At 63.4% G+C, this 13,055-nt stretch carries 12 protein-coding genes; 7 read left to right on the forward strand and 5 right to left on the reverse strand.

Annotation, left to right across the window (positions count from 1 at the left end; translation table 11 throughout):
* Positions 1-12: 12 nt before the first annotated feature.
* Together RQP54_RS15230 and RQP54_RS15235 are read left to right on the forward strand one after the other, a co-directional pair.
* Entirely contained in the window at positions 13-687 is a 675-nt protein-coding gene (locus RQP54_RS15230; protein ID WP_315679234.1) for a substrate-binding periplasmic protein, read from the forward strand.
* Between the two features lie 35 nt (positions 688-722).
* On the forward strand, positions 723-1,136 hold the full coding sequence (locus RQP54_RS15235; RefSeq protein ID WP_315679235.1) for an MAPEG family protein: 414 nt from the start codon (positions 723-725) through the stop codon (positions 1,134-1,136).
* A 70-nt stretch (positions 1,137-1,206) separates the two neighbouring features.
* Here RQP54_RS15235 and RQP54_RS15240 read toward each other — a convergent pair whose 3' ends face one another.
* Positions 1,207-2,850 (reverse strand): transglycosylase SLT domain-containing protein, encoded by a 1,644-nt coding sequence (locus RQP54_RS15240; RefSeq protein ID WP_315679236.1) that lies wholly within the window; start codon positions 2,848-2,850, stop codon positions 1,207-1,209.
* Positions 2,847-3,626 carry a hydroxyacylglutathione hydrolase gene (gloB, locus tag RQP54_RS15245; protein ID WP_315679237.1) on the reverse strand — a complete coding sequence of 260 codons (780 nt, stop codon included), beginning with the start codon at positions 3,624-3,626 and terminating at the stop codon, positions 2,847-2,849. Before gloB ends, RQP54_RS15240 begins: the two co-directional genes overlap by 4 nt.
* Between gloB and RQP54_RS15250 the strand changes: the two genes are divergently transcribed.
* On the forward strand, positions 3,625-4,419 hold the full coding sequence (locus RQP54_RS15250; RefSeq protein WP_315679238.1) for a class I SAM-dependent methyltransferase: 795 nt from the start codon (positions 3,625-3,627) through the stop codon (positions 4,417-4,419). The genes gloB and RQP54_RS15250 overlap by 2 nt on opposite strands.
* A gap of 17 nt (positions 4,420-4,436) precedes the next feature.
* Positions 4,437-4,892, forward strand: a complete 456-nt coding sequence (gene rnhA, locus RQP54_RS15255; RefSeq protein WP_315679358.1) for a ribonuclease HI — start codon at positions 4,437-4,439, stop codon at positions 4,890-4,892.
* A gap of 7 nt (positions 4,893-4,899) precedes the next feature.
* On the opposite strand, the gene glp is transcribed toward rnhA, so the two are convergent.
* Genes glp through moaA form a run of 3 tightly spaced genes read right to left on the reverse strand, consistent with a single transcriptional unit; the run spans position 4,900 to position 8,044 of the window.
* The gene (gene glp, locus RQP54_RS15260; protein WP_315679239.1) at positions 4,900-6,240 is read right to left on the reverse strand and encodes a gephyrin-like molybdotransferase Glp; all 1,341 of its coding nucleotides are present in this window, start codon (positions 6,238-6,240) and stop codon (positions 4,900-4,902) included.
* Complete coding sequence (gene mobA, locus RQP54_RS15265; RefSeq protein ID WP_315679240.1) at positions 6,237-6,890, reverse strand: molybdenum cofactor guanylyltransferase MobA; 654 nt, start codon at positions 6,888-6,890, stop codon at positions 6,237-6,239. Before mobA ends, glp begins: the two co-directional genes overlap by 4 nt.
* 2 nt (positions 6,891-6,892) lie before the next feature.
* On the reverse strand, positions 6,893-8,044 hold the full coding sequence (gene moaA / locus RQP54_RS15270; RefSeq protein WP_315679241.1) for a GTP 3',8-cyclase MoaA: 1,152 nt from the start codon (positions 8,042-8,044) through the stop codon (positions 6,893-6,895).
* A gap of 99 nt (positions 8,045-8,143) precedes the next feature.
* Here moaA and RQP54_RS15275 point away from each other — a divergent pair, with 99 nt between their 5' ends.
* The 3 genes from RQP54_RS15275 to RQP54_RS15285 are packed head-to-tail and all read left to right on the forward strand — an operon-like array spanning position 8,144 to position 13,037.
* Entirely contained in the window at positions 8,144-10,123 is a 1,980-nt protein-coding gene (locus RQP54_RS15275) for a TonB-dependent receptor plug domain-containing protein (RefSeq protein ID WP_315679242.1), read from the forward strand.
* Positions 10,124-10,131: 8 nt separating this feature from the next.
* Positions 10,132-11,052 (forward strand): ABC transporter substrate-binding protein, encoded by a 921-nt coding sequence (locus RQP54_RS15280; protein WP_315679243.1) that lies wholly within the window; start codon positions 10,132-10,134, stop codon positions 11,050-11,052.
* Positions 11,049-13,037 carry an ATP-binding protein gene (locus tag RQP54_RS15285; protein WP_315679244.1) on the forward strand — a complete coding sequence of 663 codons (1,989 nt, stop codon included), beginning with the start codon at positions 11,049-11,051 and terminating at the stop codon, positions 13,035-13,037. The genes RQP54_RS15280 and RQP54_RS15285 overlap by 4 nt, the downstream gene beginning before the upstream one ends.
* Positions 13,038-13,055: the final 18 nt, after the last annotated feature.

Below are 13,055 nucleotides of genomic sequence, written 5' to 3' on the forward strand. Positions count from 1 at the left end.
AGGATTCCATCCATGAAGAAACTGCTCGCATTCCTGATTGCAGGTCTGGTTTGGCTGTCACCTGCGTCGGCCCAGCAGGTGCTCAAGGTGGCCGACCCCAATGGGTCGACGCAATACCGAAACGCCTTGACTGCCCTGTACAAGGAAGTGGGGTTGGTGCCGGAGTTTGTGTCCCTGCCCGGTGAGCGAGCGCTTCGCAGCGTTGAAAACGGTGAGGTGGATGCCGATTTGGGACGCGTCACCGGGGCAACGGCGGGCTACCAGAACACCATCGAGCTCAGTGAGCCCATTATCGAAATCGGTCTGGTGCCGGTGGTCAAAAAGGACTCCCCTTGGGGAAAGCTGAGCCTGCCTGACCTCAAAGGCAAGACCGTGGGTGCTGTGCGTGGAACCAAGATGGCCGAAGGTGCCATGGCCAAGTTGGGTCAGGAACCCGTCTTGGTCAACACCTCACAGCAGTTATTCCAAATGCTGGCTGCCGGTCGTATCGAGGTTGCGCTGACGACATCGACATCCATGCCTAGCGCAGAGGAGCTCGTCGGCGCCAAGGTGTTGCCCCCCTTGTTCACGTCCAAGGCGGTGCATGTGTTGAACAAGAAGTGGGCGACGCTCGCCCCCAGGATTGACGTTGCACTCAAGGCAATGAAGGCGGATGGGCGCTGGGCGAAGCTGATGGCTGCACCCTGAGTGACAATCGCGGTTTTCCAACTATTTTTTCTGTCATGCAAGTTGCCCATTTCACCCTGGCCTATTGGTGCATCCTGATCGCGGTCCTGCTGCCCATCGCCTGTGCCGGTATTGCCAAGTCCGGCAAGTTCAACAAACCCCGGCGCGAAGGCGGTTACGACAACCACAACCCCCGCGCCTGGTTGGCCAAGCAGACCGATTGGCGCGCCCGCGCCAATGCGGCCCAGGCCAACAGTTTCGAGGCCTTGCCCTTCTTCATCGGCGCGGTGCTGGTGGCCCACCAACTCGGGGCCAACCAGGCCCGGGTGGACTTGCTGGCCCTGCTGTACATCGTGACCCGCATCTTCTACGTGATGCTGTACCTGGCGGACAACGCCAAGCTGCGCAGTGTCGTCTGGACCATTGCGTTTGGCCTGAACATTGCGATCCTGTTTGCCGGATTCCGCTGAGGGATCAGTGCAGTGGTTGCACTGCGCCGACGGACAGTCATGAAGGGTGGAGGCCGAAAGGCCCCACCCTTTATTTCTTTCGCTTTTGTGGCGCTGCAGATTTGCCCTTGGCCACGCTCTTTCCCTTGACCGCCTTGGCGCTTCCCTTGGCTTTGGCAGTTGCAGCGCTACCCTTGCCAGGACGTGCCGCCACATAGAGGACCACCGACTGTCCGGGCTTGAAGCTGGCACTGGTGGACACGTTGTTCCATTGGGCGATGTTCTGTGCTGACACTTTGTGCTTTCGGGCCAATGAAGCCACAGTGTCACCCTTGGCGGCCTTGACCGAGGTCTTGCGCAGGGTGACTTCGGGGGCCAGCGATATCTGTCCGTTGTCAGCCACTTTCTCGGCCACATCGTGCTGGATACCGGCGCCGCGCGGCACCAGCAGGGTGCTGCCACCGCGGATCAGCATGCGCGCCGGGATGCCGTTGACGGTGCGCAATTCCGCTTCGGACATGCCCACGCGCTTGGCCGCTTCGGCGGCGTTCATGTTGGACGGGGCAATCCAGACCGTCCAGCTCGCCAGGCGTCCGGCAAAACTCTCCAGGTTGGTCTGGAACAGGGCGGCATTGTCCCAGGGCAGCAGGATCTGCGGCGTGCCCGCTGCCAGGATCACCGGCTTGTGCATGGACGGGTTGAGTGCCTTGAAGTCTTCGACCGATACATGGGCCAGCCGTGCGGCCAGGGCCACGTCGATGTCACGGCGGATGGTGACGGTGTCGAAGAAGGGGTGGTTCGGTATGTCAGGCAGGCGGCTGTTGAACTGGGCCGGATTGGCCACGATGTTCTTCATGGCCTGCAGCTTGGGCACATAGAAACGGGTTTCCATGGGCATGTTGATTTCGGTGTAGCCCGTGCCGCCACCGGCATTCTGGGACTTGCGGATGGCACGCTGCACACTGCCTTCGCCCCAGTTGTACGCGGCCAGTGCCAGATGCCAGTCACCGAACATGCGGTAGAGCTTTTGCAGGTAGTCCAGCGCCGCGCGGGTCGATGCCAGCACGTCGCGTCGGTCGTCGCGGAAGACGTTTTGCTTGAGGTCGAAGGTACGTCCGGTGGCCGGCATGAACTGCCACATGCCCGCAGCCTTGGCGGTGGAGACCGCCTGCGGGTTGAAGGCGCTTTCCACAAAGGGCAGCAAGGCCAGTTCGGTCGGCATGTCGCGCAGTTCGAGCTCCTCGACGATGTGGAACAGGTATTTGCGCGAACGCTCCGTCATGCGGAAGATGTAGTCGGGCCGGGCGGTGTACCACTGCTCGCGGTCAGCCACCAGGCTGCTTTGCAGGTCGGGCATGGCAAAGCCGCGCCGGATGCGTTCCCACAGGTCTACCGGGGCGGACAGCGAGACCACCGTGCGCGAGCTTTCGCCGCCCAGGGTGATCTTGGGCAGTGAGAAATCGCCGCCATCGGCCGCCGCCGGGGTCGGGGCGGACGTGCCGAGCCCGAACAGGCTCAGCGCGTTCGATTGCTGCAGGCGCAGGCTTTCTCCGCTGGGGCGGGCGGACGGACCCGCGTCGACGACGGGGGCGGGCTCACGGCTTGGGGCCGGGGATGTCGACACCGAGGTCGACGCAGGATGCACCGGGGCGTTGGCGTTTCCTGCGGGTGGGGCGCTGGCGCAACCGCCCAGCAGCAACGCGCCCACCAGGGTAAGGAGGAGGAAGGGTTTCATGCGAATTCGTTTTTCCAGCGACGCAGCGCAGCGAAGACTTCTTCGCTGGTCTGCAAGCCGCTTTCACGCGCCAAGGCGCTGGCCCTGGGCTGTGGCTGATCACAGCGCAGGAAGGGGTTGATTTGCTTTTCCAGCGCCAGGGTGCTGGGAAGGGTGGGCCGACCGGCGGCGCGCAGCGCCTGGCAGTGCTGCGCATGGGCCTGCGTGGCCGCATTGTCCGGCTCCACGGCCAGGGCGAAGCGCAGGTTGGACAAGGTGTACTCGTGGGCACAGCACACCCGTGTGTGCTCGGGCAGCGCAGCCAATGCTTGCAGGGAGGCAGCCATCTGCTGCGGCGAGCCCTCGAACAGGCGCCCGCATCCGGCACTGAACAGCGTGTCACCGCAAAACAACACGGGGGCCTGCTGAGGCATGCCGACCAGTGGGAGCCAGAAGGCGACGTGGGCGCGCGTGTGCCCAGGTACGGCCAGTACCTGGACTTTCAGCCCCATGACGCTCAGGGTTTCTCCGCCGTGCACTGGCTCGTCAATGCCTGCAATCCCTTCGCTACCAGTGCCGATCACGGTGGCGCCAGTGGCTGCCTTCAGCGTCGCAATGCCGCCGGTGTGATCGCCATGGTGGTGGGTGACTAGAATGGCTGCGAGCTGCAGCCCCTGGGCCTGCAGTGCCTGCATGACGGGGGCCGGGTCGCCGGGGTCCACCACCAAAGCCTGCGCGCCGTCGTGCAACATCCAGATGTAGTTGTCGTTGAAAGCGGGCAGCGGTACAAGGTTCATGGGCGACGAAATTATAGATTTGCATGACTGGCTACAGACTCCCTGTGGCCAGTATCTGCTGGCATGGGAAATGCAGCAAGCCCAGGCACTGGTGGCTGACGTGTTTGGCTACCACGCGCTGCAGTTGGGCCTGCCCGAACTCGATGCCCTGGAGGCCAACCGCATGCCGCATCGCTGGCTGGCCACCGAATACATGGCGCCCGTGCAAGGCCCTGCATGGGCACGGCTGGGGCTGCTGAGCGATTTCACCGCCTTGCCGTTTGCCGCCAACAGCCTGGACCTGCTGGTGCTGCCCCATACGCTGGAATTCAGTGCCGACCCCCATGCCACGCTGCGCGAGGTGGAGCGCGTGCTGGTGCCGGAAGGGCGGGTGCTGGTGTTCGGGCTCAACCCCACCGGTCTGTGGGCACTGCGCCAGTGGCGTGCGCGGTTGGCGGGCAAGCTGGGGTGGGGGCGGCTGTTCCTGCCGCAGGAAGGCGAGTTCATCGGGGCCCGGCGTCTGCAGGACTGGTTGCATTTGCTGAGCTTCGAAATGGAACAGACGTCCTTCGGCTGTTTCGTGCCCGCTGTGCGCACCGAGCAATGGCTGCAGCGCTGGTTGTGGCTGGACCGCTATGGCCCGCGCCTGTGGCCGGTTCTGGGCTCGGCCTACAGTGTGCTCGCGGTCAAGCGCGTGCGTGGCATCCATCTGTTGGGGCCGGTGTGGAAGAAGCAGCGACAATCGGCGCGCCGTGCCGTGCCGGTGGCGCGCCATGCGCCCGGGGTGCACCGCAACCAAACAAAAGAAGGGTAAGAGTCTTGGTGACAGCGTTGAGCGAAGTGACGGTCTATACCGATGGCGCCTGCAAGGGCAATCCGGGGCCGGGCGGATGGGGGGTGCTGCTTCGTTCGCGTGACGGCAGCGAGAAGGAGCTGTTCGGGGGCGAGCTGGAAACCACCAACAACCGCATGGAAATGATGGCCGTGATCCAGGCCCTGCGTGCGCTCAAGCGCCCCTGTGACGTGACCCTGCATCTGGACAGCCAGTATGTGCTCAAGGGCATCACCGAGTGGCTGCCGGGCTGGAAAGCCAAGGGTTGGAAAACCTCGACCAAGCAGGACGTCAAGAACGCCGACCTGTGGCGCGAGCTCGATGCCCTGGTGGCGGGGCAAGGCCACCGCATCGACTGGCGCTGGGTCAAGGGCCATGCGGGGGACCCCGGCAACGAACGTGCCGACGCGCTGGCCAATGCCGGCGTGGTGCACGCGCAGCGCCGCGGCGCCTGATCGCTGCCTACAACACCGCGTCGAGCATCAGCACCGAAACCAGGTCGCCGGCCACCACGTTGCCCTGGGTGTGGGACAGCACGATCAGGCCGTTGGCTTGGACCATGGAGCTGAGCACGCCCGAACCCTGGTTGCCGGTGGTGCGTACCTGCAGGCGGCCGTCAGCCCCCAGGCTGACCACGCCGCGCTGGTATTCGGTACGCCCCGGCTTCTTGCGCAGCGCCTCCGTGCTGTGGGCCTGCAGCAGCAGCGGTGCCGTGGTCCGCGCGCCCATCATGCGCAGCAGCGCTGGGCGCACGAAGGCCAGAAAGGTCACCATCACGGCTACCGGGTTGCCGGGCAGGCCGAAGAGCAGGGCACTGCGTTGCTGGCTATTGCTACCATTTTCGTAGCTGTCTACGCAATCCTTATGCGGGCTGGAGGTCGATTTGCTTGCTGCAATGCGGCCGACGGCCATGGGGCGGCCCGGGCGCATGGCAATCTTCCAGAAAGCCACGTCGCCGAGCTGGCGCATCATGGCCTTGGTGAAATCCGCCTCGCCCACGCTGACCCCGCCACTGGTGATGACCACGTCGCTCTGTGCCGCGGCCTGGGTGAAGGCCTGTTCCAGCAGGAGCGGGTCGTCGCGCACCACGCCCAGGTCCAGCACCTCGCATCCCAGGCGCGTGAGCATGCCCAGCACGGTGTAGCGGTTGCTGTCGTATACCGCGCCTTCCCGCGGGGGTTGACCAATGCTCAGGATCTCATCGCCGGTGGAGAAGTAGGCCACCCGCAGGCGCCGGGTGACGTGTACGGTGCCAAGCCCCAAACTGGCCACCAGCCCTTGCGCAGCGGGCGTGATCAGCTCGCCTTTCTGTAGCGCCGGGTAACCTTGGCGCAGGTCCTCGCCCATCAGGCGGCGGTTGTCGCCGCGCTGCACCACACCGGCGGGCACGACTACTGCGTCGCCCTCCATGGAGGTGAACTCTTGCGGAACCACGGTGTCCAGCCCGGCGGGCAGGATGGCACCGGTCATGATGCGCACGCATTCGCCAGCGCCCACCGTGCCGCTCCAGGCCTTGCCAGCCAGAGCGGTGCCCACCACCCGCAGCCGCAGGGGTTCGCCGGGTTGCAGTGCTGCACCGTCGAAGGCATAGCCATCCATGGCGGAGTTGTCATGCGGAGGCACGCTGATGGGTGACACCACGTCGTGTGCCAGTACCCGGCCCAGGGCGGCAAGGATCGGAAGCTCTTCGGTCTGGGTCACGGGCTCGACCAGCGTGTCGAGGAATTCGCGCACCTTGTCTGCATGCAGGGCGTCGGGGTCGTAGCCCTGCAAGCGGGCAGCGATGTCGGCAATCGAGTTCATGGTGCGTTGGTGTCGGTCAGGTGTTGCAGCCCGTTCAAGTCGGCCAGCGTGTTGATGTTGGTGAAGGCCCAGGGCGGGTCCTGCGGGCGGTTGAACGGCACCAGGGCCAGCGGGTGGCGCTGCGCCCAGGCCCCGATCTTGCGCCCCCCCTCGTTGACGAACTGCGCCAGGTCCTCTGCCACGCTGCGGTGCATCAGGCAGAAGGCCGGCTGGCGGCGCAGCTCCGGATGGCTGGCGGACTCCGGGGCGCAGGCCAGCGCCACACGGGCGTTTTGGGTCTGCAGTGTGGCCAGCATGTGCTGGGCCAGGTCCAGCGGGAAGAGGGGGGTGTCGCAGGGTACCGCCAGCAGGTAGTCGGTGTCGCAGGCCGCCCAGCCCGCCAGGAATCCGGCCAATGGGCCCTGGTAGCCGGCCAGGCTGTCCGGCAGCACCGGCCAGCCCCACTGGGCATAGGTTTCGGTATGGCGGTTGGCACTGAGCAGCAACCTCTGTACGCCGCCGCCCTGCAGCAGCCGTTGGCCTGCGTGCCGCGCCAGTGCTTGGCCGCGGAAGACTTGCAGGCCCTTGTCGACCCCGCCCATGCGTGAACCCTGTCCCCCCGCCAGCACAATGGCGGTGATGCCCGGTGAGGCGGTGTCGCTGCCCTGCACGTTCAGCCGCCGATGTAGCTCATCTCGACCCGGGGGCGCTGGCTACCCGTCGTGCTGGAGAGGCTGCGCAGCTCGCTGTAGCGGTCACCGCGCTGGCGCCAGATCCATGACAGGGCGTTGCCAATCTCCTCGTCGCTGCGGCCCTCGCGCAGCAGGCTGCGCAGGTCGTAGCCCTGGCCAGCAAACAGGCACAGGTAGAGCTGGCCTTCGGTGGACAGTCGCGCGCGGTTGCAGTCGGCGCAGAAGGCCTGCGTCACGCTGCTGATGACACCCACCTCGCCGGCATTGCGGTCCCATTGGCCGTTGGCGTTGGCATAGCCCCAGCGCTGGGCGGTTTCACCGGGAGCCGCGGCTTCCAGTGCTACCAGGGGCATGTCCTGCTGGATGCGCCGGATCACATCGGCCGAGGGCAGCACGTCATCCATTCGCCAGCCATTGGTGGCTCCCACGTCCATGAATTCGATGAAACGCAGCACCACGCCGCTGCCGCGGAAGTGGCGGGCCATGGGCAGGATCTGGTCGTCGTTGGTACCGCGCTTGACCACCATGTTGACCTTGACCGGCCCCAGACCGGCATCGCGTGCCGCGGCAATGCCTTCGAGCACCGATTCCACGGGAAAGTCGACATCGTTCATGGCCCGAAACACCGTGTCGTCCAGCCCGTCCAGGCTCACCGTCACGCGGTTCAGCCCTGCATCCTTCAGGGCGCGGGCCTTGCGCGCCAGCAGCGATCCGTTGGTGGTGAGGGTGATGTCCAGCGGTGCGCCTTCGGGTGTGCGCAGCGCCGCCAGTTGTTCGATGAGCGCCTCGATGTTCTTGCGCAGCAGTGGCTCGCCTCCGGTGAGGCGGATCTTGCGCACACCCAGGTCTACAAAGCGCCGTGCCAGACGCGTGATTTCCTCGAAACTCAGCAACGCGGAATGGGGCAGGTAGGCGTGGTCCTTGTCGAACACTTCCTTGGGCATGCAGTAGGTGCAGCGGAAGTTGCAGCGGTCCGTGACACTGATGCGCAAGTCGCGCAAGGGGCGCTGGCGCTGGTCCTGCAGCGGTCGGTCCGCCACGGCGGGTGCCGCAAACGCCTGCACCGGCAAGGGCAGCGCGCGGGGTTGGCCTGCGGCAATGGGGATGGTGCGGGGGGTGGATCGCTCGGACATGACGATATTTTCACCGCAGTGCCCAAGCCCGGTAGACTAGTGCCAGGGAATTCCTTGATACAAAGCAAACAATAGACACCTCCCACTGAGTAGACACCCATGTTTCCCCGCGTTATTCCGATGGCACTGGCCTGCATCCTGGGTGGGCAGCAGGCCCTGGCGCAAGGCCAGACTGGCGCATCGGCATTGACTGAACAGGACTTCCTGGCGGAAATGCCCGTGGTGCTGTCGGTGTCGCGCCTGGCACAGCGGCTCGATGAGGTCCCCGGTGCCATGACCATCCTGGACCGTGAGTTCATCCGCATGACGGGGGCGCGGGATGTGGTCGATCTGTTGCGTTTCGTTCCAGGATTTGTCACCAGCACCACGTTTGAGACCGATGCGCCCATGGCCTACTACCATGGGAAGGTGGACGATTGGGCCAACCGCCTGCAGTTGTTGGTCGATGGTCGATCGGTCTATTCATCATTCCTGCAGGGTTCGGTGGGTCTGGGCTTCCAGTCGACCGCTTTGGACGACATTGAACGCATCGAAATACTGCGCGGTTCCAACTCTGCCGCTTATGGCTCGCGGGCGTTTCTGGGGGTGGTGAACATCGTGACCCGTAGCCCTGGGGATTTTGGGGCGGGTTCAGCCAGGGTGACGGCGGGTGAAAACGGTGTGGCCGACCTGTATGGCAATGTGGCCTGGCGCGGCGAACAGTCATCCAGTCGGATCAGTGTGGACACGCGGGGCGATGCCGGCCTGCGCAAGACCGGTTCGGTGGCTGGGGCCAAGGGTGACAACCGGGTGTCGCGTGTGAATTTCGCCAGTGAACTGGATATAAGCTCGGCTCTGGGCATGACGATTCGTGCGGGCCTGGTGGATCTGGCCGCCTACCGCGGTGATGGCAAGAGCCCAGGAAATTTCGAGCGTTTGCGCTTCATGGATGCTGCCTACGCTCAGGCAACGGTGCGCTATGTGGTGTCTGCCGACGAGGAAGTTGAGGCCCAGCTTTCGCGTACTGCGTTTGAGCACCACGATCATTTCCCATACTTCAATTCAGGGGCGCCGGCCAATTACCAAGGGGTCAAAATTGATTGGAGCGGTTCGGAGAACAATGATGTGCTCGGACTGCAATACACCAGGCGGTACAACCCGACCTTGCGCTATGTCGCGGGCGTCGAGGTCCGACAGGAAGAATTGCGGGCGGAGTCCAGTTTCTACCAGCGCAGTGCCATTTCCTCGCAGGCCCGACGCATGTTCGGTAACCTCGAATGGCGACCTGTGCAGGATTGGGTGGTGAACCTCGGTGCGCATTACGAATACGTTCCTTCCGAAGTATCCGCGGTCTCGCCGCGATTAATGGCCAACTGGCACTGGATGCCTGGTCATACCCTGCGTTTCGGGGTCTCGACAGCCTTTCGCCAGCCTAGTCCGTTCGAGAAGTACCAGGACCGTCGGTATTTCGATGCCTCTGGCGCGTTCCTGTTGCAGACCGGCGCCCCCAACACCAATTTGCGATCTGAGAAAGTCCTGTCGCGGGAGCTGGGCTACTTCATCGGTGCCCATGACTTGCCGGTCCAGGCCGATGTGCGCCTGTTTCACGAGTACATCTCCGATGGCCTTTCCCACGATTTGGCCACACCTGATGTCTACTGGAACTCCGAAAACTACGATATGCGCGGCGGTGAACTGCAGGTTTCCTGGCAGCCGCGTAGCAGTACGCGGTTGTCGCTGGCATGGACGCGGACTGACATCACCATCAACAATTCCATCAGCAATGATGCGGCTTTTCGGACTGAATACAGCACGCCAAAGACCAGTGGAAGTGCCATGCTGACCCAAACGTTTGGCGTGTGGGATTGCTCTTTGATGTACACGGATGCCAATGATGTAGCCCTGATGTCGAGCAGTTCAAACCACGTGCGCTCCTCGTTCTACCGAACCGACTTGCGAGTGGCCCGGCATCTGCGCTGGAGGGGTGCCAAGGGGGAGATGGCACTGACGGTACAGAACCTTAATGACCCGTACCAGGATGGTGACTGGAAATTCCAGTTCGACCGTCGTGCGCTGTTCTCATTGCGTTTCGAGTACTGACGATGCGGATGCGCTTTCGTGCGGGCTGGTTGGGGCTGTTTTGGTGGTGTGCCGCATTGACGGCACATGCCGATGTTCTCGCGATCCTGCACAGCGAACGCGCTCCGAGTTATGCGGCGGTCGGTGAAGCGATCCAGAGCGAGTTGGAACATGCAGGGCATGTGGTTGCCGCTTCATACGTTGCCGAGGTCAATGGGCTGGAGTCACTATTGGCGCGTTCGCCAAAAGTTGTGGTGACGCTGGGCGCTGCGGCGCTACGTACGGTGTTGGCGTCCGACACCCGTTTGCCGGTGGTGGCCAGTTTGATTCCGCGTTCTGCCTTTGAGCGGGTCCTGCGCGAACCCGGCCGCAAGTCTACGGGGCCGGTGCATGCCATCTATCTGGACCAGCCGTTCTCACGCCAGCTGGATCTGATGCAGTTGGTGGTTCCCGATCTCAAGCATGTGGGGGTGCTCTGGGGCCCGGACTCCCAGTCCCTGCGCCCGGTCCTGCAGGCGGCGCTGCTCGCACGCGGCTTGCAGGAAAGTGGCGCGACGGTGGCGCAAGCCACCAGTGTCGGGGAGGCCACGCGGCAGGTGTTACAGGAGTCGGACGCGCTGCTGTCCATTGCCGATCCCTTGGTCTACAACAGCAGCACCGTCACCAACATCCTGATGGCCAGCTACCGTGCCAAGCAGGGCGTGTTCGCCTTCTCGCCTGCCTATGTGAAGGCGGGAGCGCTGGCGGGCCTGTACACCACGCCGGCACAGATCGGCGCCCATACCGCAGAAACGGCCCGCCAACTTGCGCGCGGCGCGACGGTGCCTGCGGTCCAATACCCGGTGGACTTTACGCTCAGTGTCAATGAACACGTGGCGCGCTCGCTGGGTTTGTCGTTGGATGAGGCAGCTTTGTCGCAGCGCCTCAGACGCCTGGAGCGCAAACCATGAGGCTATCAACTATTCGGGTACGCATGCTGGTCGCCGCCTTGGTGCCGGTGTTCCTGACTGTGGTCATCATGGTCGGTGTGTTCTGGTCTGGTCGCGTGTCGGATCTGGGTAGCGCGCACCAGCAGCAGGCACGTCTGTTGGTCCAGAAGGTGGCTCTGGCCAGTGAATACGGCATCTTCTCCGGCAATGCCACTGCTTTGCAGGGTGTCGTGATGTCGGTGCGCAAGGAGCCGGGGGTGCGCTTTGTGGCGGTACTGTCACCGTCCGGGCAGGTGCTGGCGCAGTCGGGGACCGGTGCATACCACCAGTTTGCCAACTTGTCGGATCCCACGTATTTGGCGCGACAGCGTGAGCAGGGCATCAACACGGTCATGGAGGCGGTGACCTCGCGCAACGTGCAGCTGGATGACCTGTATGCGTCGACTTCGGATGAGTCCGGCCTTGGTGTTCAGGTTCTGGGGTACGCAGTGGTCGAGCTATCGATGGAGCCCTTGCGAAATCAGGAACGGAACCTTCTGATGGTCGCCATTGGTGTCGGCATTCTTGGTCTTCTGGTAGGCGGCATGTTGGCATTGCAACTCGGCGAACGTGTGGTTCGACCGGTCATGAGCATTTCACGACGCATTCAGCGCATCGGACAAGGGGACTTCCAACCACAGCACGGACTGTCTGACAGTGAGCCGTTGATAGAACTGCATCATGCGCTCAATGACATGGCCGTGAGATTGGCCTGGGGGCGTGAAGAATTGGAACAGCGTGTTGCGGCCGTGACCAGTGAGCTTCGTGAGAAGAAGGAAGAGGCGGAGAACGCCACTTTGGCCAAATCGCGATTCCTGGCCGCAGCCAGCCATGATCTGCGCCAGCCGATCCACGCCTTGGGGCTGTTCGTGGCGCGCTTGTCGCAGTACCCGATGGATGTTCCGATGCGCCAGTTGGTTCAGCATTTGGATGCTTCGGTGCAGGCCATGCAAAACCTGTTGGATGGTCTGCTCGATGTGTCCCGGCTCGATGCCGGGGCGGTGACGGCCAATGTGCGTCCCGTCAACATCAACGTCATTTTCGACTTTGTGCGTGTTTCCAGCACCGCCTCCGCGCGTGACAAGGGTATTCGACTTCGGGTGCGGCCCACCACCCTTTGGTGCCATAGTGACCCCGTGTTGCTGCAGCGCATGGTGATGAACCTTGCACACAATGCCTTGCGTTACACCGTGCAAGGAAGCGTGCTGGTTCGTTGTCGAAAGATCAACAACGGCAGCCATGTGCGCATCGATGTCATGGATTCCGGTGTTGGCATCGCATCGGAGCACCAAAAGGATATCTTCCGTGAGTTCTTCCAGGTGGGGAATGCGGCACGAGACCGCACCCAGGGCTTGGGGCTGGGATTGAACATCGTACAAAGGAGCGCGCGTCTGCTGGGCCATGACGTTGAGTTGAAATCGGCACTTGGTTGCGGCACGCGGTTTTCCATCATCGTTCCACTGTGCAGCCCGCAGGTGGTGGCCACATCGCGCGAGGTTGAGGCACTGCCGAATGCGCCCTTGGGCTTGCACCAAGGGCTCGAAGGTGTGCGCGTGCTGGTAGTGGAAGACGATGTCACGTCGCGTCAAGCGCAGGAAGAACTGCTGCGGTCGTGGGGATGCGAGGTGTGCGCTGTGGCTACCGCTGCCATGGCAACCATGTCAGTGCAGCAAGGCTTCAGCGTCGATGTCGTCGTCAGCGACTTCCGATTGGGGGGGGAAAGCAATGGGCTGGATGTGATTGCCCAGATACGCGAATTGCTGGGTTGGCCAGTGCCCGCCTGTGTGGTCAGCGGCGATACCGATTCGGACCTGATGCAGGCAGCGCGGGCTGCCTCCCTGACGCTGTTGCACAAACCAGTGCGACCCGCCAAGCTGCGTAGTCTCGTGCGTCACCTGGCCAATGCCACTGCAGCGGCTCGCGAACAGGCAGTAGGCAAAAAGTCGGGGCAAGAACCTCGATCCTGAGGCTCGTACTATCAGGCT

The sequence above is a fragment of the Curvibacter sp. APW13 genome (assembly GCF_032337135.1).
GTDB lineage: Bacteria > Pseudomonadota > Gammaproteobacteria > Burkholderiales > Burkholderiaceae_C > Allorhodoferax.

What these genes read in the sequence shown, in the direction of transcription:
- RQP54_RS15280 (WP_315679243.1), top strand. Translation starts at nt 10,132, where the DNA reads ATGCGCTTTCGTGCGGGCTGGTTGGGGCTGTTTTGGTGGTGTGCCGCA.
- gloB (WP_315679237.1), bottom strand. Translation starts at nt 3,626, where the DNA reads ATGAACCTTGTACCGCTGCCCGCTTTCAACGACAACTACATCTGGATG.
- RQP54_RS15250 (WP_315679238.1), top strand. Translation starts at nt 3,625, where the DNA reads ATGGGCGACGAAATTATAGATTTGCATGACTGGCTACAGACTCCCTGT.
- moaA (WP_315679241.1), bottom strand. Translation starts at nt 8,044, where the DNA reads ATGTCCGAGCGATCCACCCCCCGCACCATCCCCATTGCCGCAGGCCAA.
- RQP54_RS15235 (WP_315679235.1), top strand. Translation starts at nt 723, where the DNA reads ATGCAAGTTGCCCATTTCACCCTGGCCTATTGGTGCATCCTGATCGCG.
- glp (WP_315679239.1), bottom strand. Translation starts at nt 6,240, where the DNA reads ATGAACTCGATTGCCGACATCGCTGCCCGCTTGCAGGGCTACGACCCC.
- RQP54_RS15285 (WP_315679244.1), top strand. Translation starts at nt 11,049, where the DNA reads ATGAGGCTATCAACTATTCGGGTACGCATGCTGGTCGCCGCCTTGGTG.
- RQP54_RS15240 (WP_315679236.1), bottom strand. Translation starts at nt 2,850, where the DNA reads ATGAAACCCTTCCTCCTCCTTACCCTGGTGGGCGCGTTGCTGCTGGGC.
- RQP54_RS15275 (WP_315679242.1), top strand. Translation starts at nt 8,144, where the DNA reads ATGTTTCCCCGCGTTATTCCGATGGCACTGGCCTGCATCCTGGGTGGG.
- RQP54_RS15230 (WP_315679234.1), top strand. Translation starts at nt 13, where the DNA reads ATGAAGAAACTGCTCGCATTCCTGATTGCAGGTCTGGTTTGGCTGTCA.